Annotated in this window: 14 protein-coding genes and 1 pseudogene; 2 read left to right on the top strand and 13 right to left on the bottom strand. The window is 43.7% G+C overall.

All coding sequences use genetic code 11. The features are described 5' to 3' along the window. Positions 1 to 65 precede the first annotated feature (65 nt). Together treC and MHH57_RS03060 are read right to left on the bottom strand one after the other, a co-directional pair. Positions 66 to 1,805, bottom strand: coding sequence for an alpha,alpha-phosphotrehalase (gene treC / locus MHH57_RS03065; RefSeq protein ID WP_342419432.1), 1,740 nt, complete (start codon positions 1,803 to 1,805; stop codon positions 66 to 68). A 272-nt stretch (positions 1,806 to 2,077) separates the two neighbouring features. Next, positions 2,078 to 2,659, bottom strand: coding sequence for a LysE family transporter (locus tag MHH57_RS03060; RefSeq protein ID WP_341162351.1), 582 nt, complete (start codon positions 2,657 to 2,659; stop codon positions 2,078 to 2,080). Positions 2,660 to 2,772: 113 nt separating this feature from the next. On the opposite strand from MHH57_RS03060, the gene MHH57_RS03055 reads away from it, so the two are divergent. Next, on the top strand, positions 2,773 to 3,324 hold the full coding sequence (locus MHH57_RS03055) for an XRE family transcriptional regulator (RefSeq protein ID WP_336077950.1): 552 nt from the start codon (positions 2,773 to 2,775) through the stop codon (positions 3,322 to 3,324). 116 nt (positions 3,325 to 3,440) lie between these two features. On the opposite strand, the gene MHH57_RS03050 is transcribed toward MHH57_RS03055, so the two are convergent. The 8 genes and pseudogenes from MHH57_RS03050 to MHH57_RS03015 all read right to left on the bottom strand — a co-directional run bounded on the left by MHH57_RS03050 (position 3,441) and on the right by MHH57_RS03015 (position 12,167). Then, complete coding sequence (locus tag MHH57_RS03050; RefSeq protein WP_280921448.1) at positions 3,441 to 4,010, bottom strand: sugar O-acetyltransferase; 570 nt, start codon at positions 4,008 to 4,010, stop codon at positions 3,441 to 3,443. Between the two features lie 183 nt (positions 4,011 to 4,193). After that, a pseudogene (locus MHH57_RS03045) lies at positions 4,194 to 4,346 on the bottom strand (MFS transporter); the annotation flags it as partial. 263 nt (positions 4,347 to 4,609) lie between these two features. Further along, positions 4,610 to 5,970 (bottom strand): IS1182 family transposase gene (locus MHH57_RS03040; RefSeq protein ID WP_342434813.1). Its coding sequence is split into 2 segments (ribosomal slippage): positions 4,610 to 5,400 and positions 5,400 to 5,970, totalling 1,362 coding nucleotides; the frame shifts between segments, so codons are not numbered across the junction. A 141-nt stretch (positions 5,971 to 6,111) separates the two neighbouring features. After that, complete coding sequence (locus MHH57_RS03035) at positions 6,112 to 7,395, bottom strand: MFS transporter (protein ID WP_069010922.1); 1,284 nt, start codon at positions 7,393 to 7,395, stop codon at positions 6,112 to 6,114. Positions 7,396 to 7,400: 5 nt separating this feature from the next. Then, positions 7,401 to 8,057, bottom strand: coding sequence for a metalloregulator ArsR/SmtB family transcription factor (locus MHH57_RS03030; RefSeq protein WP_209949381.1), 657 nt, complete (start codon positions 8,055 to 8,057; stop codon positions 7,401 to 7,403). Positions 8,058 to 8,250: 193 nt separating this feature from the next. After that, the gene (locus MHH57_RS03025) at positions 8,251 to 10,605 is read right to left on the bottom strand and encodes a glycoside hydrolase family 2 TIM barrel-domain containing protein (RefSeq protein WP_342434812.1); all 2,355 of its coding nucleotides are present in this window, start codon (positions 10,603 to 10,605) and stop codon (positions 8,251 to 8,253) included. A gap of 79 nt (positions 10,606 to 10,684) precedes the next feature. After that, entirely contained in the window at positions 10,685 to 11,479 is a 795-nt protein-coding gene (locus tag MHH57_RS03020; protein ID WP_069010920.1) for a Nif3-like dinuclear metal center hexameric protein, read from the bottom strand. 121 nt (positions 11,480 to 11,600) lie between these two features. Then, positions 11,601 to 12,167 (bottom strand): 5'-nucleotidase, encoded by a 567-nt coding sequence (locus MHH57_RS03015; RefSeq protein WP_029515899.1) that lies wholly within the window; start codon positions 12,165 to 12,167, stop codon positions 11,601 to 11,603. Between the two features lie 475 nt (positions 12,168 to 12,642). Here MHH57_RS03015 and MHH57_RS03010 point away from each other — a divergent pair, with 475 nt between their 5' ends. Further along, entirely contained in the window at positions 12,643 to 13,626 is a 984-nt protein-coding gene (locus MHH57_RS03010; protein ID WP_029515900.1) for a glycoside hydrolase family 5 protein, read from the top strand. Positions 13,627 to 13,739: 113 nt separating this feature from the next. Here MHH57_RS03010 and MHH57_RS03005 read toward each other — a convergent pair whose 3' ends face one another. From MHH57_RS03005 to MHH57_RS02995, 3 genes are read right to left on the bottom strand one after another with little or no spacing between them, the layout of a single operon-like run. Beyond that, positions 13,740 to 16,097, bottom strand: coding sequence for a beta-galactosidase (locus MHH57_RS03005; RefSeq protein WP_342434811.1), 2,358 nt, complete (start codon positions 16,095 to 16,097; stop codon positions 13,740 to 13,742). Between the two features lie 21 nt (positions 16,098 to 16,118). Further along, positions 16,119 to 17,405: a cellulase-like family protein gene (locus MHH57_RS03000; RefSeq protein ID WP_342434810.1), complete on the bottom strand. Its 1,287-nt coding sequence runs from the start codon at positions 17,403 to 17,405 to the stop codon at positions 16,119 to 16,121. Next, positions 17,398 to 20,754 (bottom strand): DUF5107 domain-containing protein, encoded by a 3,357-nt coding sequence (locus MHH57_RS02995; RefSeq protein ID WP_342434809.1) that lies wholly within the window; start codon positions 20,752 to 20,754, stop codon positions 17,398 to 17,400. The genes MHH57_RS03000 and MHH57_RS02995 overlap by 8 nt, the downstream gene beginning before the upstream one ends. Positions 20,755 to 20,826 lie beyond the last annotated feature (72 nt).

The following is a 20,826-nucleotide window of genomic DNA, read 5'->3' as shown; positions in this document are numbered from 1 at the left end:
CATTTTAAAGTAGCAACCCCGGTTATCAAAATAACGTGCCCGGGGTGCTACTAGATGTCTCCATACTATTCACTAAGTCTACGAACAATCCACATATATGAAGCATATGGGGTTAAAGAGATCACTTGTTTTAGCTCTGGTGCGTGCTGGGTATTACCAATTAAGAGCTCAGCCGCATCCAACGCTTGATTTTTTAATCGTGAATAAAATGAATCTGGTATACGGAATTGCGTATCCTGTTCGCTAAAATTAGAGATGACAATCAAAGTCTCCTCTTCATTGCTACGTTGATAGGCGTAGACCTGAGGATGAGCTTCGTCCAAACGTTGATAACTCCCATCGGTAAGGACCTGCACCGTCTTACGCAGATGAATCAGCTTACGATAATGGTGGTAAATAGAATTCGGGTCCTCTAACTGAGCCTGAACATTAATCTGTGGATATCGTTCATCTACTTTAATCCAAGGAGTGCCTGTAGTGAAGCCCGCATTGCGAGTGCCATCCCACTGCATCGGTGTTCTCGAATTATCACGAGACCGCTCTCGAATGATATTCAATGCTTCTTCTGCACTTTTGCCTTGCTCCTGTAAAATACGATACATATTCAGAGATTCAACATCCCGAAACTCTTCAATGTCTGCCCACTGCGGGTTGGCCATCCCAATTTCCTCACCTTGAAATATATAAGGTGTACCTTGAAGACCATGTAGCGTGGTTGCCAGCAGCTTGGCGCTTTCCGCATGGTATTGTCCATCATCCAAAAAGCGAGAGATTGCCCTTGGCTGATCATGATTATTAAAAAACAATGCACTCCAGCCGCCACCCTGTTGCATGCCCGTTTGCCAATCCGAGAATAGCTTTTTCAGCATTTCAAAATCATATGGCATGAGTTCCCACTTCTGTCCATTTGGGTAATCCACCTTCAAATGATGAAAATTAAAGGTCATGGACAATTCTTTTCTCTCTGGATTGGAATAACGGATGCAGTGCTCTAGGGAGGTAGAGGACATCTCACCCACAGTGACGCTATTTTGTTTGGCAAATACTTTCTCATGTAACTCATGAATGTATTCATGCACATGTGGACCGTCCGTATAATATTTACGTCCGTCGCCAGGAACCGTGCTCCCATCATCATTCGAGAATTGTTGATCTTTGGAGATCAAGTTGATGACATCGAGCCGGAAACCACTGACTCCCTTCTCAGCCCAAAATTCCAGCAGATTGACAACTTCCTGACGGACTTTGGGATTTTCCCAGTTTAGATCCGCCTGAGTCTTATCAAATAGTGTCAGGAAATATTGGCCTGTTGTCTCGTCATATTGCCAAGCAGGTCCACCAAATTTGGAAACCCAATTGTTTGGTGGTCCACCATCGGGTGCTGGATCACGCCAGATATAGTAGTCCCTATACTCACTATCCTTAGAAAGCCGTGCCTCCTGAAACCAGGCATGTTCTGTGGAAGAATGGTTAACCACGATGTCGATCATTAAGTACATCCCACGTGCCCGGATTCCCTCGCTCAATTCTTCAAAATCCTGCATTGTTCCATAATCGGGATTAATCTGGCAATAATCGGCTACATCATACCCGTTATCACGTTGTGGTGAGACATATACAGGCTGCAACCAGACAATATCAACACCCAGTTTTTTTAAATAATCCAGCTTTTGCGTCAGTCCTCTTATATCACCGGTTCCTTTGCCCGTCGTATCGTTAAAACTTTTGGGATAAACCTGATAGACTACTGATTTACGCCACCAGTCTTTATCTTGAGGAATTAAAGTCTTGTTCATTGCTTCCATTCATGCTCATTCCTTTCTTGCGAAATGAAGTAGCGTAAAAAACAATATAACGCTTTCAACATCTTGTATATACAAGATTAAGTCATGTATATACAAGTTGTCAACAGCTTTATCTATTAAGGTAATACCCGTTTTGCAGCTAAATGATCAGGAGACTCATCCATTCTGTTCGATTGTATGTTATGACTCGTAGAATAAGCTCAATTCACACGAAAAAAGGCCCCTGCCTATAGTCAGGAACCTTTCTTTTCTTTGATGAATAGGGTGCTCATTTACATCCATATCGATAGTGCACTATAAAGGAGCAATAAGGACATTATGATATTGAAGGAACGCTCATGCTTATTCAAGAAACGTTGAAACACAGCGCCAAAAATCGCCCAGCTCACTACAGCTACAAAACCAATACAGGTCAGGAGTAATGAAATCGTAATAAGCTCTATATATGATACATCATAAGGCATTACAAACGTTGAAATGACCGTAATACCATACAAAATGATTTTTAAATTGATAAATTGCAGCAACAGTCCTGATTTGAAGGAATATCCCTCATTGTGATCATTATCGTCCGTAGAGGATTTGCTCTTTGCAATTTTCACCGCCAGATAGAGCATGTACAGACTGCCGAGGACATTCATCCAGATCTTAACTCGTGGCAAAAAATGATACAAAGCAAGATTAAAATAGCAGGCTAACAGCATAATAGCGAAACAGCCTGCTGTTACTCCCAGCAAGAATGGGAATGCTTTTTTCAAACCCAACCGCCTGGCACTGTCTAAAGACATAATATTGTTGGGACCTGGCGTAAAGCTGCTAACAAGTGCATAAGAAAGGAACGGAATAAACGGCATGCAACAATCAACTCCCGTATGTTATAATTGAATGAAATGTACGTTGAGACGTACATTTGTACTTTATGATTGTACAATATGTTCTTTATAAAGCACAATAGGAGCGAAGAATTATGGAGAATATTAATCTGATTTTAAGTAAAAATTTGAAACATCTAAGAAATGAAAGAAAATTAAGTTTAGATAAATTAGCTGATCTGACGGGGATCAGTAAAACGATGCTCGGTCAGATTGAGCGCGGAGAATCTAATCCCTCGATTACAACCGTATGGAAAATTGCGAACGGCTTGAAAATCTCTTTCACTGCTCTGATTAATGAACCACCTGCAGATGCGGTAGTCGTTCCTAAAAGCAAAGTACAAGTGCTTGAAGAAAATAATCACTATAGGTTATATCCGTTTTTCCCCTATGAAGGAAGTAGAAATTTTGAGGTTTACACCGTAGAGATTGAAGCAGGCGGGGAACTGAGTTCAGCGCCGCACCGTGAAGGTACAGAAGAATTTATTACGGTATTTGAGGGTGAGATGGTGGTAAAAATCAGCGAAGAAATGTACACGGTTAAAGCTGGAGATTCGATCCGCTTTAAAGCAGACCGCCCACACATTTACTATAATCTAGGAGAAACACTAGTTCGGATGAATATGATTATTTATTACTCTGTATAGTTCAATCTTGAAGACCATAAGCATACTAGTCTTTAAATTAAATGATCCTATTAAAATAAAGAGCTATTTTAATAGGATCATCGGAACAAATATTAAATGCTTTGCCTGTATGCTGTTTAGGAGATTTCAATTTGTTTAATTATTCGCGCTGGATTTCCAGCTACAACCACATGATCTGGAATATCCTTGGTTACTATTGCACCTGATGCCACGACGACATTATTACCTATCGTAACACCAGGATTGATCACTGCTCTCCCGCCGATCCATACATTGTTGCCAATCTTAACAGGCTTTCCATACTCTGGGCCAGCGATTCGTTCAAACGGATCTATGGGGTGAGTTGCTGTGTAAATATGAACTCCTGGAGCCAGGAAACAATTATCTCCAATGCGCACTTCGCAAACATCCAAAATGGTACAGTCAAAGTTGGCATAGAAATTATTTCCAACATGGATGTTGTATCCGTAGTCACAACGTATGTTGGGTTCCATGCCTATATTTTCACCAGTTGATCCGAAAAGCTCCTTAAGTAACTTTTCACGGTACTCACGATCCGTCTCTGTCGTCTGATTAAAGAGACGGACACATCTTCTCGCATACTCTCTTTCACTCGTTAATTGAGGATCAGCAGCTACATACAGTTCTCCATCTATCATCTTTTGTTTTTCCGTTTTCATAGTCATGCGACAATCCCCTTTATTTTTTAATCTGATTTTTTCTTTCACTCCAATGGGTTGGGCTGCACCCGATATCAAACCAGCGACCATAACGCCAACAAGCACTACAATCAAGGCATGCAGAAGTTCCAACATGTTCACCTAAAAACCCTAAGCCTGGGGGATCTATAAGTAGTCCCGCTAAAGAAATGCAGCTAATCCAAAAATAATGATTCCCATTTCGGCAGTCGAGACATGTAAATTACCCCGTATAGTAGGCGTTCGAGATACCCAGGAAGCAAAAGCTACACCCGGTAAAGCGAACAACAAAAACAAGATATTACGAATTACCCGAGGATTCATGGATGATTCTACTGGCATTTACATATCTACTTATCACCACTTTTTATTAATGTTTTAATAAGTTATATCATAATTAGTCATTCTATTCGTATCCAAACTATTTGTCAAAAAGAGAACTATGGCTGCTTCCCCCCGACAGTTAGGTAAACACAAAAAAACGACCATAAGGTCGTTTTTTCAGATTGTCGAGAAACCCCGTCATTTTGAGACGTGGGTTTCTTTTTCACATCATAATGCTCTGGTCTCTGGAGAAGCAGGGGGGGTTACCCCTGTTTCTCCAGGCGAGCTAGGTGGATCGCCATCTTCTTCATGTTCTGCACGGCTGCCGTCATAAGGGCTTGTTCCCTGACGTTTGGAAGACCGCGCAAACGGCAATAGCGAAACCCATGGAGCTCTTTGGCATCCGCGAAGCTTCGCTCAATCGTCTCTTTTCGTTTGCGGTACAGCTTTTTACCAGATGGGCTCAGCCGGTTGCTCCGTACCCACTCTTTGCTGTCTTCCCAGACATGCCGAGTCACCACTTTGCGGTGGTTTCGAGACTGGGTACACTGACTTAGCAGTGGGCAATGCTGGCACTGAGCTGGGTCAGAGGCATACTGCCGGTATCCCTTACGGTCCGTCGTTCGGTAGGGCAGTTCCTGTTGGGCTGGGCATCTATACGCATTGCGTTTGGCATCGTATTCAAACTTCCATTTCGGAAACAGTCCTTGTCTGGGATGGAATCTTCGGTGAGCAATCACGGCAAAAATCTTTCGGTTCTGCAAACCTCGGCAAATCGGCGTTGTTAAATAACCTGAATCTAGTGCAACAGCTTCTACTTGAAAACCAAAACGTTCTCTTTGGCGATCCAAACGGGACAAATAGGGGACAGAATCATGTACATTCCCCGGTGTCACATGCACGTCCGTAATCAGATTGTACTTCATATCCACCGTGCGGTGGTCCAGATAGAAGAAGCCTTCGGGCTTGCCATCACGGATCATATAGCCGCTGTCCGGGTCTGTTTTGCTCACTTTAATTTCTTTTTCTTCGTTCACTTCCTCTCGGGATTTTAAGGCTTTTTTCCGTGGTTTCTCCGGTCATCCTTCACCGCTTCGTTCAGCTCGTCCATATAGTCTTTAGTATTCTGCAACACTTGTTCTTTGGTGTACTGGTGCCTGTTAGCATTGGCTTTGACGTGTGTGGAATCGGTGACGAGAACACGCCCACCCACCATTCGGTGAGAGATCGCCTGCAGCACAATTTCATCGAAGATATCTTGAAAGATCGTGGTGTCTTTAAAGCGAGTGCGACGATTCCAGCTCATCGTCGTATGGTCCGGAACTTTATCCGTTAAGCCCAACCCCAGAAACCAACGATAAGCTAGGTTCGTCTGAATTTCTCGCTCGAGTTGCCGTTCTGAGCGAATGCCATAGAAATAACCGAGAAAGATCATTTTAAACAATACGGTAGGATCAATGGCAGGACGCCCGTTGTCTGCACAATACAGTGGTCGAACTTTATCATCGATAAACGAAAAATCGATATACTTATCTACTTTGCGGAGCAAGTGATCTTGAGGAACCAGATCTTCGATGGAAACAAATTCGTAGGATTGTTGTTTTTCGCGGTTGGAGCGTAGCATATCAACACCATCCGTTCTACAATAGTTACCTATATTATACAACATTAACGCGGTGTCGTCTTAAACAAAATTAACATAAAATAGGCTGTCGAGACTTTCTCGACAGCCTGAAAAACGACCATAAGGTCGTTTTTTGCTAGTCTATGCTCTCTTTGAACGCATCCATAACATGATAGGAAGTAACGCCAGCGCCAGAATTCCTCCCGCATAAGAAAGTATGGAATAGCTTGAATTTGCTACGATCATCCCGGACAGTGCTCCTCCCGAAGCTCCTGCCAAAGCAATAAGTACGTCCACCGATCCCTGTACCTTAGCTTGATTAGATATTGTCGTCGAATCTACAATCAAAGCGGTTCCACTAATCAGTCCAAAATTCCACCCTATCCCTAAAAGAGAAAGCGCCACAATAAGCAAAACCATCGAATCAGTGGGAGCCAACGCAGCTACTACGCCAGCGAGAAGTAGCGTTACAGCTGAAGCCATCGCCATCGCTATACGACCAATCTTATCGACAAGAATACCCGTAACTAGAGACGGAAGATACATAGCACCAATATGAAAACCGATGACTAATCCTACTTCGCCGAGTCCATGTCCATGGTGCTTCATATGTACGGGAGTCATCGTCATAATCGCAACCATGACAATTTGAGTTATTATCATGATTAAAGCGCCAAGAATAATTCCTTTTCTACCATCACGAGTAGCCTCAAGATCAGAAGACGACTGGCTTCCTTGTGCCGCCTGATTCGCAACTGCTTTGGCCACCAATAAAGGGTCAGGATGAAGAAGTAGCAATAATATTATGCCTGCTAATGTATAGGCTACCGCCGCTAAAAGAAAAGGTCCCGCTAAACTGGGAACTCCAATGGATAACGCAAACTCTCCGGTAACGTTAACTAAGTTGGGACCGGCTACCGCTCCGATCGTTGTAAAGACCATAGCCATACTCGCAGCTGTTGCCCTCTGCTTTGAACTTGCGAGATCTGTACCGGCATAACGAGCCTGCAGATTTGTAGCCGTTCCCGATCCATAAACAAGAAGGGAGACTAGAAGCAGGGTAATACTATTCATAAGGGCTGCAACAACGACACCGATCGCCCCAACTCCCCCTGCAATAAAACCGAGTCCCAGCCCCATTCGTCGGCCGAATCTTTGGGAAAACCGACCAACGAGGAGCGCTGCAGCCGCTGAACCAAGTGTAAATAGTGCCGCAGGAATCCCCGTAAATTTATCCGTACCCAGCATATCTTGCGCCAACAACGCACCAACGGTTACTCCGGCAGCAAGTCCGGCGCCTCCAAAAATTTGAGAGAAAATAACGGTGATAAGCGTACGACGATACAGTTTTCTTTGCTTATCTGAAGATTCCGCATAGGAATTGATAAGCGCTTGCCTCTTCTGCGAAGCATTCGTCAAATTCATTAAGGCTAACTTCCTCCCCTGATAAAGTCGTTCCAATCATGAACACTCTTATCCAAGTGTCTAGCTTCGAAACCACGAGCCTGCAACAATGCAATAGCTCTAACCGCCATTAAGCAATACGGGCCTCTGCAATAAGCCACAATCTTCGAGTCGGCTGGCAACAAAGATAACTGCTCCGCTAATTCTTCAATTGGAACGGAAACAGCCCCCGGTATATGAGCAGTTTCATATTCATCTCGCGGCCGTACATCAAGAAGTGTGACCTCTCCTTTTTCCATCCGCATTGCCAATTCTTCCATTGTGACTCCTTCAACATCCGAGAATTGACCCAAAAATTGCTCCTTAATGTGCTGAACTTCAATTAACTGCTTTTCAGACAGGTCATACAGTGAATTTAAAAAGTGCAAAACAGATGAATCAGAAAGTTCATAATACACAAAGTTTCCCTGCTTTTTGGATTGAACCAACTTAGCTTGATATAGAGTTTGTAGATGCTGAGAAACATTGGCAACGGACATCGAAGTCATTTTAGATAGAACTTCAACTGATTTGGGTCCTTGTATGAGAATATCAAGAATTTCCAACCTTTTCGGGCTGGACAAGCATTTTCCGATCCGTGCGTATTCGGTGAAAAGCCCATCTTTGAAATCTCGTTCGTTCACTATTAAACACCCCATTCATTAAACTATTCAATTAATTTCTTTAATACCGAAATTATAAAACTTTCTTATTTTTATGTCAATTCTGAAACCTACCTATATATAAAAATAAAAAAGACCAGCCCAGAAGCTGGTCAAGAGTAACAATAATACGTAAGCTAAAATACAATGTCTTTACTGAATCAACCTTGAATTGTCATTTATATTCTTGTTCCACTTTCAGCCTGGTTCCTCCCAGTAACCCTCCATCTGCTGATGCTTGAAGCAACAGCTCACCAGCCACATTCCCAGATTGTACAACCACAAGACACCTTCCTCTGTGTGTTCGTCTCTCATTCCCCTTGTAGGGTTCATCACTGGTGAGGTCCCCATTGTCTATTCCAAGGATGCGGCCATCACCATGCAGTTTAAAGGTTAATTCAACATCCTGGTTAGGTACAGTGATCCCGTTTGGGTCTATGACGGTTACTTCCACATGAGATATCTCATGCCCATCAGCAGGTAGAACCGTCCGATCGGCCTCCAACTTTAGAGCATAAGGAGTCCCGGCAGTAGTCAGTTCATGCTCACAAACCTTCTCGTTTCCATTACGACCCACAGCTCGGATTTTGCCCGGTGTATAGGGAAGCTCCCATAGGATTAAATGATTAGGGTAATCCACTAGCTTCCTCTCACCGTATAATTCATCATTCACGATCAATTCCACACTCTCACAATTGGTGAAGATAACCAACCGTATCAATTTTCCACCGTAGTCAGGAAATGTCCAGTGATCTTCCATGGCCGGAGATTTCCAGTGCATTGTCCATGTCGGATTAAATTCCGATTTCATATGTTCGTTAAATGCGGCTATGTGCACAACAGGCTGATTAGACCATAAGCTTTGTTGGAGATAAGATACTGGTTTGCGGAATCCGCAAGTATCAATCAGGCCCGAAGACCACCCTTTGGAGGGATAGCTCGTTTCTCCCAAATAGTCAATTCCACTCCAAACAAATTGACCGATCACATAATCATGATTAGCGACATCAAACCAGGGATTCATAAGCAAATAACCTTTAACCCGGTTATCCTTGCCCCGATAGTATGGAAACGTCTCGGTTCCAAGGATAAGCATATCCGGCATGGCCGCCCTATAGTGCTCATACCACTGCTCCTGATAGTTTAACCCCAGAACATCCACTCGTTGTGCCAGCTGCTTAGTATGCTCCACTTTGGCCTCAATCGAACCCTCACGCAAGCTGATCGGTGTATTATGCGGCTCAAGCGCATATGTAACCGATCGGGTTGGGTCTTTTTCATGGCAGAAACCCACGAGCTGCTCCAACATTTTTAGCATGGATGGCTGCCCTTGGTTTTCCACTTCATTCCCAACGCTCCACATGAAAACACTGGGATGGTTCCTGTCTCTGAGCAACATTGCCTCCAGATCTTTTTCCCACCACTCATCATATAAATGCTCATAGAAAAGAGATTTCCACTTATCAAAAGCCTCATCAACCACCAAGAACCCCATCTGGTCACATAAATCTAATAATTCGGGCGCCATCGGGTTATGAGCAAAACGGATCGAGTTACAGCCCATTTCCTTCAGCTTTTGCAGCCTTCTTTTCATGGCTGTATCATGGTAAGCAGCCCCCAGACAGCCTAAATCATGGTGAATGCACACTCCCTTTAGCTTTAAGCTGTGCCCATTCAAAAATAAACCTTTTTGTGTATCCAGCTTCACTTCTCTTATGCCAAAAGAGGTACAATAACGATCCACCTCTGTATTGTCGCAATAGATCGTCGTCTGGGCTTCGTAGAGCACTGGGTTGTCCGGTGACCATAGTTCTGGCTCTAAAACTCGCGTTTTTTGCTCTATTTCCCCCGTTTCACAGCTCGAAAGAGTAACTCGGTTTTCCACTTTTCCTTGGATCTGTCCCTGTGGGTCCAGCATTTCAGTCATAATCGTACACTCTACGGCATGCGCGTGTTGATTAGTGACCTGGATTCTGACAGTCACCTTGGCTTCATCTGGCGAAATTTCAGGTGTGGTAATGTAAGTCCCCCATTCGGTTATATGAATATAATCCGTACAAATCAGCCAAACATTACGATAAATACCGGCCCCCGAATACCATCTGTCAGGTGAAAGAATCGTATTGTCCACTTTGACGGCAATCACATTTTCCTCATCCCACCGAATATATGGAGTCAAATCATATTGAAAGCTAACATATCCATAGGGTCGCTTGCCCACAAAATGCCCATTGATCCAAACCTCACTGTTACTGTGAATGCCATCAAATTGTATGTATACGCGCTGTTTTGGAGAGGAGGGCTTCACATTAAAATGCTTTCTGTACCATCCGACAGACCATCTTGGCAAATAAGCCTGATTGCCACCATACAGCATATGTGGATCAAAGGACTTTTCAATGCTCCAATCATGAGGGACATGAAGGAGCCGCCAATGCTCATCGTTGTAGTCCATTTTCTCAGCACCCGCGTAATTTCCTTCTATAAATCTCCAGTCTGTTTTGAACGGCATAATCACTCTGCTTCCCATGATCTCGCCTCCATTTCATAAAGTGGATGAACGGATATAACAGCAGTGCTGGATGACCATCACAAAAAACGTGTTCTCATTACAATATTTGAAACACCGGGTGATCTTCAATAAAGTGTACGGGAAGCATCGGAAATTGGGCGGAAAGCACATCTGCGAGATACTTCATCCCAGGTGCTTCACTTTCAGCATGTCCCAGCATGATAAGTGCTCTACTGTGCCCTTGATAGACAGCATCTTTAACATATTCTGGTGTTTCCCATTCTGGGCCTTCACCGGCGATGACTACATCTACATTTTCATTTAGAAATAATGGAATGGCTAGATCGCCACCTCCCCTGTATCCTACTGAAATTCCCACTCGTTCACATGGCATGGAAACCTCGCCAGCCACCCGTACATAACGAATATGTAGTTTGGCTTTGATATATTCAGCGATCTCCTTAACTTTCATAGCGGGAATAGTCAAAATGGCGGCCGTCGGCTGCTGTTTTACCATGTAGTTGTGCCAGCCAAGCGCCTGAAGAAGCCCAACCATCACTCCATCCGGTTGATAACGATGTATGGTGTCATGAAACCGATAAATGCCTATACCTGCATCGGCAATGAGGCGAGATTTTTGCGAAAAAACCGGATCATGTAGTAGACACTCATGCATCCTCTGATGACTATAAAAAATGCCTTCATGTGTAATGATAAAATTTGCACCTAGAGAAATAGCTTGTTCTATCACGTACTGTGAAGCGGAGAAAGCGGTTACAATTCCTTGCACCTCAGTATCTACAGATCCTGGGTCCAGCAGATCTACGGTGGTGTGGGGTAGGCTTATTCCCTTGGTCAGATGATTCACAATCAGACCCATAGTCATGGTCATACACGTTCCCTCCTCATGGATAATGCATAGCAATTGTACCATTTTATTTCAGCCATAGGCGCTATTCTTTCTAGCAAAACAGCCAGTTCCAGAGGAGCCAGCTGTTTTACGAATAATTCTATTATTTATACAGAACTCCTAAAATGGAGTCGATTCGTTCTTTTGCTCCTTGCCAGGATGTCATGACGGGGAATTCATATTGCTCTCTTGCTCTCAGATTCCATGGATGAGGAATACAAAGCACCTTTTTCCCCTCCTTTAGCGCAGGTACTAAATTATGAGGGCCATCATCAATCAGGAGATCATAGTTAATCAGGTTCTTTCGTTTACATGGGAAAAAGTTCTCGATCGGAATGAATGGCATATGTCTTTGAAGCCAATTCCATTTCTCTACGACGGTCTTGGGCTCTGCCGCTGTCACAATAATGACATCAAAAGCATTGCAAAGCTTCTCCATTTCTTCTACAACATAATCGTCAAACAGTTCAAGTTCCTCAAACAAACCCGGTCGCCCATAAAATACATCATGCGTGCTTTTGGGATGACGTAGATGATCGGTGTTCCAATCTAACATTTCTTCATAACGAAGCGGATGAGTGGGAAATTCACTATTGTTATGGTATATGGCTCGTTTGACGAGATGACAGATGGTATCGTCCATATCGACTGCAATGATTGGTTTTCTCATCAGCTTGCCCCTATTCACTCTGGTAAAATTTTTCACAAGAATATCATACTATAATTTAATATCGCGGTGAAGCTTAGGTATTGCTGTCCGATAGATCTCACCTTTGTTCAAAATAATTAACCAAGAAAAACGTTAGGTCAACCTACACAAATTCGGAATATCACAGAAATATAGTTAGGTTATTTTTATCAATATAAACTAAATTTTAAACAAACATAAACAATAAATACAATGAAACCACAGAAAATAGCACTTAAATAATACATCCATGTGTTTATACTTCAAAAACACAAAAAAATAACCAAAATAACCGATTGAATAACAAAAACACAAATGATAGAATAACAAAAATAACTTTTTTCATATTTGAAAGCGCTTAATTTTGTGTTTAGCTTACTGCTATTTACACACTTACATACCTAACTTCATCTCTGTATAGCAGGAAGTTGAATAATATATTTAGGGAGGAATAAAAATGAAGGTATTGTTAAGAAAATCACTATTGTCTGGAATGATCGGCTTGCTCATCATGATTGGTTTAGGAGGAGTTTTCTCCAAGGTAGAAGCTGCTTCAGGATTTTATGTAAGCGGTACCAAATTGTATGATTCTACAGGCAAGCCATTTGTTATGAGAGGCGTCAATCATGCTCACACATGGTACAAAAACGATCTTTATACAGCGATCCCGGCAATTGCCCAGACAGGTGCTAATACCGTCCGAATTGTCCTTTCTAACGGAAACCAGTACACCAAGGATGATATTAATTCCGTGAAAGATATTATTTCTCTCGTCTCCAACCATAAAATGATTGCTGTGCTTGAAGTTCATGATGCTACAGGCAAAGACGACTACGCGTCTTTGGATGCAGCTGTGAACTACTGGATTAGCATAAAGGATGCTCTGATCGGCAAGGAAGACCGGGTTATCGTAAACATTGCAAACGAATGGTATGGTTCTTGGAATGGAAGTGGTTGGGCTGATGGATACAAGCAAGCGATTCCCAAGCTGAGAAACGCAGGTATCAAAAATACACTCATCGTCGATTGTGCCGGATGGGGACAATATCCTCAATCTATCAATGACTTTGGTAAATCTGTATTCGCAGCTGATTCTTTGAAGAATACGGTATTTTCCATCCATATGTATGAGTTCGCTGGTAAAGATGTTCAAACTGTTCGAACCAATATTGATAACGTTCTGAATCAAGGACTCGCTCTGATTATTGGCGAATTTGGCGGTTACCACCAGGGAGCAGACGTCGACGAGACAGAAATCATGAGATACGGTCAATCCAAAGGAGTAGGCTGGTTAGCCTGGTCCTGGTATGGTAATAGTTCCAATCTTTCCTACCTTGATCTTGTAACAGGACCTAATGGCAATCTGACGGATTGGGGGAAAACTGTAGTTAACGGAAGCAACGGGATCAAAGAAACATCGAAAAAGGCTGGTATCTACTAAACGTACTATCAGAAAGTAAAAAAGGCTCATGGTTGAACGACCATGAGCTTTTACATTTTTATACTTTATACTAAAAGTACCCACTGTGCGTCTCTGAACTTACACTTCCTGGGTTATACGGTGAGTCGAATTTCATACACAGGCACGATGCTGACTGCGCGGATATCTACGATACGTTCCTTTGCCGTCTCTTTCCAGCCAGCCATAGTCGTATTGCTGTTGAGAACCTTACCTTTTCGTATTGGGGAAACATATACGTACAACCCTTGCTCGATGAGCCGATGCTCAAATGCTTTCAAGCCTATTTCCCAGGTCGTATGGTTGCAGAAATTATCGTTGATCAGTTCGCCATCCATAAAAGCATAACCGATATCTCCAGTATAATCGATACGCAGCAGAGCTTCCTTAATTCCGTGAAAGGCATCTATCTCAAAATCAATAGTAAGTTTATCGTCATTTATTTTTTTCAAATTGAAATGAATTTCTCGCTTAGGAGCCTTTAAACGATACGTTTTAAATACATTGTTTTCTGTTATGTCTAGCAGCTCTCCACCAGTAATAGATGTGATCGAGGCGTCGAAATCAGGGAATACACTCAGGGATACCATTTCTTGATCCGTCGATTCCAGCCTTAGATCGCCCTCATATACAAGTACATTGGCATTGGTCAAAATGACTCTGTCCCGGCCTTGCATGTTTACCTTCCAAAATGTAAGACTTTGCTCATCAGTCATCGTGTAGATGGCAACTTTTTTGCCACTTTCAGATACCAGATGGATGAGACTATCCTCCTCTTCAGCAACCTTAATGATCGTGTTCCCATCGAATTGCTCTATCGAACCTTTGTCGATTGTGGCACTGATCATGCCTTTTGACTCCATTGCATACGTTCCTTTCATGCCCTCTGGTACAAAGAAAAAATAATACACTTCTCCATCTTCTTCTATCCTTGTTATCAGCTGTGCCGTAGCATATTTGAGCTTCATTCCATCTAAATTGAAGTTAAATGGCAATATGGCAAAACTATCACGTCCTAACGTTAGTTCACCTTGACTAGGGATTACAATCGTTTCCTCGGGCAGCTCAATGCTCACATTAAAATCGCACAGGTCGTCATTTTCGACATGGTCTTGGAAATTATTTAGAAATAGGTACCCCGATCCGGCACTGGATCGCACTGCATATCGTAACGTTTCCACATCATAAGGGTCCATCTGGGACGTATCCCCTGGCAGAATAGTCTTTGTTAGAGAGAATTGCTTTTGGAACGTTGAAAAAAAGTAATGTTGCAGCTTTGTTCTTTGATATGACTCTCTTACTTGACCGAATTCGCCGATCATGGCGTTGAAATCATAAGATATTTTAGGGGTGGCTAGATCATTTGTGAACGGGTTAACCTCACCTCGAGGATTGGAACCCCCATGATACATGTAGTATCCGATCAGGTTACAGCCTTCTGCAACCTTCATGACAGTCATCGCTGGAACACTACGGTAGGGAAAGGCGAACCGATATTTATAAAACTGAACCATGCCGCCACCCATTTCACAGCAAGCGTACGGATAGTCTTCAGGGGCATATTGAGGCTCAAAATTGTAGCTCTTTGGAATCTTGTTATTATGCTTGTCTCGGAAAATGTATTCCGGTGTCGCAGGATGCTCGTCCATCCCTTCCAAACGCCCCTCTTGGTAGTAGATCCATGGCCAATAGGCATACCCGCCCCATAATGGCAGCATATCAGGGACAGGAGTTGTTGCTCCTCCCCATCCTGTGCACGTATAGATCGGAGTATCAATCCCCGCTTCCAGAGCTATTTCTTTAAGTTTTAACATATGCGAGTTACCGTCACTTCCGCTGTTTAACCACATATCATTAATTCCTACAGTCCATGCCCACTGGGCAGATGAATGATGATGTTCGTTTTCGATTTGGGTACCGATAATCGGCCCCCCTTCCTTATATAGCAGCCCTTTAACCTGGGTACCGATTTCGTTATACAATCTTCTCGTATAGAACAGATACCCCTCATCATTAGAGCGAACCTCAAATGGTCGACCAAATAACCAATCCGGCATACCGCCGTTTCGAATTTCCCCATGATTGAAGGGTCCGATCCGAATAATGGAGTATACCTGATGTTTGCCGCACAACTCGATGAAACGACGAAGATTCTTGTTCCCACTCCAATTAAAAATACCTTCAAATTCTTCATGTAGGTTCCAAAAAATATAAGTGGCAATGATGTTTACGCCGCCCATTTTTATTTTAATGATTTCGTCTTCCCAATAGCGTTCATCATAACGGGCATAATGGAATTCACCACAAATACCGAAAAAGGGCTCTCCGTCCTTCTTCATAAAATAGTTGGTGAATCCGATTTCCTCTCCTTTTGGATTGGTGCCGCCAAGTTTGATATGTCCTTTAACAATATGCTTTTGATCGTCTTTGACTGTAACCCGATAGTTTCTCATGGAGTTCACTCCCCTCACTCGTTAATCTGAATTCAAGATAAATTGATTCCATTTGCGCTGCCAAGCGATATCATTCCAGAATGGATGATGGGGAGCACAGTTAGAGCAGAGGGTCATTCCCCAGAACCCAAGTGCCATTCCTTTTCGCAACACATATTCAGCGATAAATTTGCCGACTGGGCCTTCTTCAAATTGGGCATACAGCGGCGTGTAGCCTACATAACCTTCTCCTATGACTATTGGAATACCGGAATGACGAGTCCATTCATGAATTTCTTCCAAGCGGGTGTCGGCCTTCTGCAACATGGCAATTTTATGGTCTCCATACCGATCGTACAAAAATAAATCCCATTGGTCGGGATCTACCCAGTCGTGTAAATAAATAAGCCTCATGCCGACTGGATTGCCTTCCATCCGCCAATTCTGCTCCGGAGGCAGGGTCCACTTTGCAAATGGAGGAGCATCTTCTCTTAATAGGGATTGTACGAATGGATTGGGGAACGGCGCCAACTCATCATAAAGCGCTGCCGCTTCCATAAGCTCATTGAGTACCCCTTTAATATAAAGATGAAAATGGGCAACCTGCATATTGCGCGCGACGTAAGCTTTAGGGTAGGCTTCATTTAACGTATAGCTTGCCGTCATCATAATATCGGGATGACATTGGCGAAGATATTCAATCGCTTCTTCTACATAGGGCTGCATGGCTTCAATAAGCGCTGGTACATTCGTTTCGGCTATGCCTTCAGACGTCCCAACAGCGTTTAACTGCCCAAATTCCACTTCGTTATGCAACTCTGTATAGATGATCTGGTTCCTATAGCCTTCTGCTGTGACGAAACGGATCAACTGATCCATTGATTTTGCAATGGCCATGAATCTCTCCTTAGGAGGTAATGCAGCTAATTCATCTCTAAGCTCAGCATGAGCCAGAAAGCTGGGACTCTGCTGATATTCCCAAGAGGATAACATAATGTAACAGTTATGAGCCTTTGCTTGTTTAAACAGTTCAAGTAAATGAGCATGCCCGTCCAGCACTGCGCCGCCACGACAGTTATACCAACGCGTACGCTGGCCTACTTCCCCAAGGTTAGCAAACTCCAAGGGTCCAGGACGTTTGCCATCCGCTGTAAACAACATGAATGGCATAGCACATATTCGGATCGTATTGTAGCCTCTTTCGACCGCTTCTTTAAAACGGGCCTCAAGATCGCTGTAGGGCTCACCTTCCTGCGTCATTGTATACCAAGAAAAGTCCCACATGGTGATCGTCAATTTGCGCGGTACATTTCTCATGAGATTACTCATTTGATTCCCCCTCCCAGCTCCAGTCCATATGGTTCAATGCTCCTTGATGGTTAGCTTCCAGCTTAAGCACCGATTCAAAATGCAAGATAGCTTCGTCCTGTCGCCCTAATCCAAGCAAACCAAGTGCCTTCATATAAGTACAATGAACCTGATTACGAATATTCAGGTCATCTTCAAAGATGAGAAAGTCGGGTAACGAGACCGCGAAATAATCCATTTTCACGGGTTCGAACAAGTGCCTTTCGGCGTAATCAATGAGCTTGTTGAATCGACGCATGCCTTCCTTCGCATAACCAAGTTTCTTCCAGGCCAATCCTTGATAAAATATCATATCTGGCTGTTGATCGTTATAATACATGGCATCAATGGGTTCCCCCAGTCCTTGAGAGGCCGTGGAAAAGGCCTGCCTTGCCTCATCTGTTAATTTCAATAGCTCATACGCGCAGCCCAAATAATAATAGATATCGTTATCTTGGGAACCCTCTAGCTTACCTTCGCCAAGATTCTCTGGATACACTAAAGCCTCCCGCAGCCCTTTTACAGCCTGTTCAATCCGCCCAGACCTCAGGTCGGACTTCGCAAGCTCTACCTTGGCAAGCCTATACTGTCCAGTTACCTTCCCCTCTCCGCCTTCCCATGGGTGAAATATTCGCCCTGTCAGCAAGGACAACGCTATTTTATGCTGCTTCATCGCATTGTGAACGGTTACATATTCCAAAAACAGATCATCGCGAAGCTTTATGATTCCCGGATAACTCTCCATTAGGTTCAATCTGTCGTTGGGCCTGATGTTCAGCTTCTTATACAGCTGGTCAAGCTCATAAAGAACACGCGCGTCTGAAGTATTGCACGCAAAGGCCTGCTCTAACGAATGGCGAGCCTTCTCTACTTGGCCTTGTTTGTTAAAATATCCAAGAGCAAGATTACGGTGAACAACGGGGTAAGTATCGTCAATGGAACGAGACGCTTCCCAGCTGGAAATGGCATCCCGATGCCGTTTCTTATCATAGAGTAAATTACCTAAGTAATAATGCGCCTTTCCGTCCCCCGGTCTCGTTCGAATTGCAAATTGTAACACATCCAACTCCAACAGACTATTAGGAAAGCAGTAGTCGGGTACTGCATCTGCGGCCTGAGCGAGAGCATTGTTCACCTGCTCATGCTTGCCGATTTTAGCATAGCAGAAGGCCTGAACGTAATACAGCATAGGGTATGTTTTCGCCTGCTCTGGAGCTTCTTCCAGCACACATGCTGCATCCTCATAAAGTCCCGCCGCCGCATAGTCCGATGCTACCGCTATATAATTATGCACATCTCCACGCATCCATTTTTCCAGCTCCGCGAAGACCGTTTTAGCATCATCTCGTAACCCGAGAGCCTCTAAAGATAATGCTTGCTCACGGTAAGCTCCAAAATCGGCGATATCGAGCTTCATCGTTTCCTTGGAAAAGGTTATTGCTGCTTCGTAGCTGCCGAGCTTACGAAGAATAGCCGACTTCAGGTTGCGTGCTTTGTAATTGTGAGCATTGCGGATGATTGAACGCTCCACGAGCTCCAATGCTTCTTCATAGTTCCCTTGTTCTGTCGCAATCTGTGCCAGCGAGAAATATCCGCTGTCTTGCCATGCTGCACTCCATACTGATTTATAAAATGCAGCGAACGCCTCATCCAACCGCTCTTGGTGTTTTAGCGACAAACCAAGCTGGTAGTAGGCCTCACCGTCATAGGGATTAGAGTTACGCCAGGTTACCCGCGAGATGGCTTTACGAAAGCACTCTTCACTTTCTGAATACAACCCTCTACGAAGAAGCAACGTACCATATGCCACATTTATGCGGCTGTCATTTTTATCTCTTTTCAGGCCCTCAAGATAGTACGCCTCGGGTTCAAAGGTAGCATGACGGTATTGCTCCAAATGTTGTCCCGCTAAATACAATTCTTCGTTCGTTCTTAATTCCTCCGGTTCTGGCAGGGGGGCGGCGGCAGCCGGCATCTGTTCAACTTCCTTTTTCTTCGGCTGGTAGCTAATCAGCTCCCTTCCGGTCGCGTCTTTGACGGTTAAGCATAGTTCATAATCCTCATCCTCAGCCAAAATAACTGTCTTCTGTATAAAGGCCTTATTAGGTGTCAGATCTAAGGTTTCTTTAATATAAACTTTCCGCTGACTACTTAATTCCACAACAGCCTCACGAAATGAGGAAGTTACATAGACTCCAATCTGTGCTGTCCCTTCGCTGCAATTTAATTCCAGATTAACGGCTGCGTCAATTGAAGCGTTTTTGACCATACCAATATGTTTGTAAGGCATAAAATACTGCGAGAACGATTTTTCTTCATACGGCTGAAGCCAAGTGAAATCTGGTTGGTTATCGGTATATACCCCCGTCATCAACTCGATGTAGGGACCATCTTCGTCTGTTAGATTCCGGTCCCATGCTTGGCCGAATTCGCCATTTCCCCATGTCCATTGCTTTTTTCCAGGAGAGATATGATGGTTGGCCACATGCAAAAGCCCGGCTTGTTTCATATGGTCGTAACCACCTATGAAATTGTAATCCGATTTATAGGCCATATATGAAGTGGGGACAGGGATATTTTTGTATCGGGAGATATCTACACCTTCAGAATAATCCATTTTATAATAAGTGCCTGTAGCGATCGGGAAACGGGATACATCACGCTTTCCATGGTCGAACACGGCTGATACGTCTGGAGGAAAAACGGATTGTGTGTGCTCATGTACCGCTACGGCTGGATTGGCCCACCATAGAAACGTTTGAGGCTCGTCAGTCCGGTTGTATAGCTGGGTCTCAACTTTAAGGTATGCTTTATCTGGTTGTAGTGTAAAACCAGCTGTTACTTTCGTGCCGAACATACGATCAATTTCGCTCACCCATACCGTTGCGCTTCCGTCGTCATGTTCTTCCAACTTGTATTCAACGGGTCCATAAGTGTTGGGACGGTGATGCTGCGGCCAGTTGAACTCAATCCCTCCAGATATCCACGGCCCCAATAAGCCCACAAGCGCTGGTTTGATGACCCTGTTATAATAAACAAAATCGTAACCGTTGGTCTTGTCGACCGCACGATAAATGCGGCCTCCCAGCTCAGGCATGATCTCAATGCGCAAATACTTATTTTCCAGAAAAACCATTTGGTAATTTTCAAGTTTCTTCTCATCCTCAATTTTATCAATTACTGGATGCGGGTACACTCGACCAGAGCTTCCCTGGTAGACACGTTTCTCCAGAAACATTGGATTTTTGTCGGGTTTGCCAATTCCATACGTAGGGATCTGCACGGTTTCCTCCCACACGCGTGCCTTAGCATCGAAAATGCTCAATTCCATCACTCCCTCATAGTCGCCCTTATATTCAGAGCTTACAAGTAAGCGACATTACAGACAATTGACAATCCACTG

This window comes from Paenibacillus sp. FSL H7-0442, from assembly GCF_038593105.1.
Lineage (GTDB): Bacteria > Bacillota > Bacilli > Paenibacillales > Paenibacillaceae > Paenibacillus > Paenibacillus polymyxa_D.
The sequence above is the reverse complement of the archived record's forward strand: the minus strand, read 5'-3'. Positions and strand labels throughout refer to the sequence as shown.

What these genes read in the sequence shown, in the direction of transcription:
- treC (WP_342419432.1), bottom strand. Translation starts at nt 1,805, where the DNA reads ATGGAAGCAATGAACAAGACTTTAATTCCTCAAGATAAAGACTGGTGG.
- MHH57_RS03060 (WP_341162351.1), bottom strand. Translation starts at nt 2,659, where the DNA reads ATGCCGTTTATTCCGTTCCTTTCTTATGCACTTGTTAGCAGCTTTACG.
- MHH57_RS03055 (WP_336077950.1), top strand. Translation starts at nt 2,773, where the DNA reads ATGGAGAATATTAATCTGATTTTAAGTAAAAATTTGAAACATCTAAGA.
- MHH57_RS03050 (WP_280921448.1), bottom strand. Translation starts at nt 4,010, where the DNA reads ATGACTATGAAAACGGAAAAACAAAAGATGATAGATGGAGAACTGTAT.
- MHH57_RS03035 (WP_069010922.1), bottom strand. Translation starts at nt 7,395, where the DNA reads ATGAATTTGACGAATGCTTCGCAGAAGAGGCAAGCGCTTATCAATTCC.
- MHH57_RS03025 (WP_342434812.1), bottom strand. Translation starts at nt 10,605, where the DNA reads ATGGGAAGCAGAGTGATTATGCCGTTCAAAACAGACTGGAGATTTATA.
- MHH57_RS03020 (WP_069010920.1), bottom strand. Translation starts at nt 11,479, where the DNA reads ATGACCATGACTATGGGTCTGATTGTGAATCATCTGACCAAGGGAATA.
- MHH57_RS03015 (WP_029515899.1), bottom strand. Translation starts at nt 12,167, where the DNA reads ATGAGAAAACCAATCATTGCAGTCGATATGGACGATACCATCTGTCAT.
- MHH57_RS03010 (WP_029515900.1), top strand. Translation starts at nt 12,643, where the DNA reads ATGAAGGTATTGTTAAGAAAATCACTATTGTCTGGAATGATCGGCTTG.
- MHH57_RS03005 (WP_342434811.1), bottom strand. Translation starts at nt 16,097, where the DNA reads ATGAGAAACTATCGGGTTACAGTCAAAGACGATCAAAAGCATATTGTT.
- MHH57_RS03000 (WP_342434810.1), bottom strand. Translation starts at nt 17,405, where the DNA reads ATGAGTAATCTCATGAGAAATGTACCGCGCAAATTGACGATCACCATG.
- MHH57_RS02995 (WP_342434809.1), bottom strand. Translation starts at nt 20,754, where the DNA reads ATGGAATTGAGCATTTTCGATGCTAAGGCACGCGTGTGGGAGGAAACC.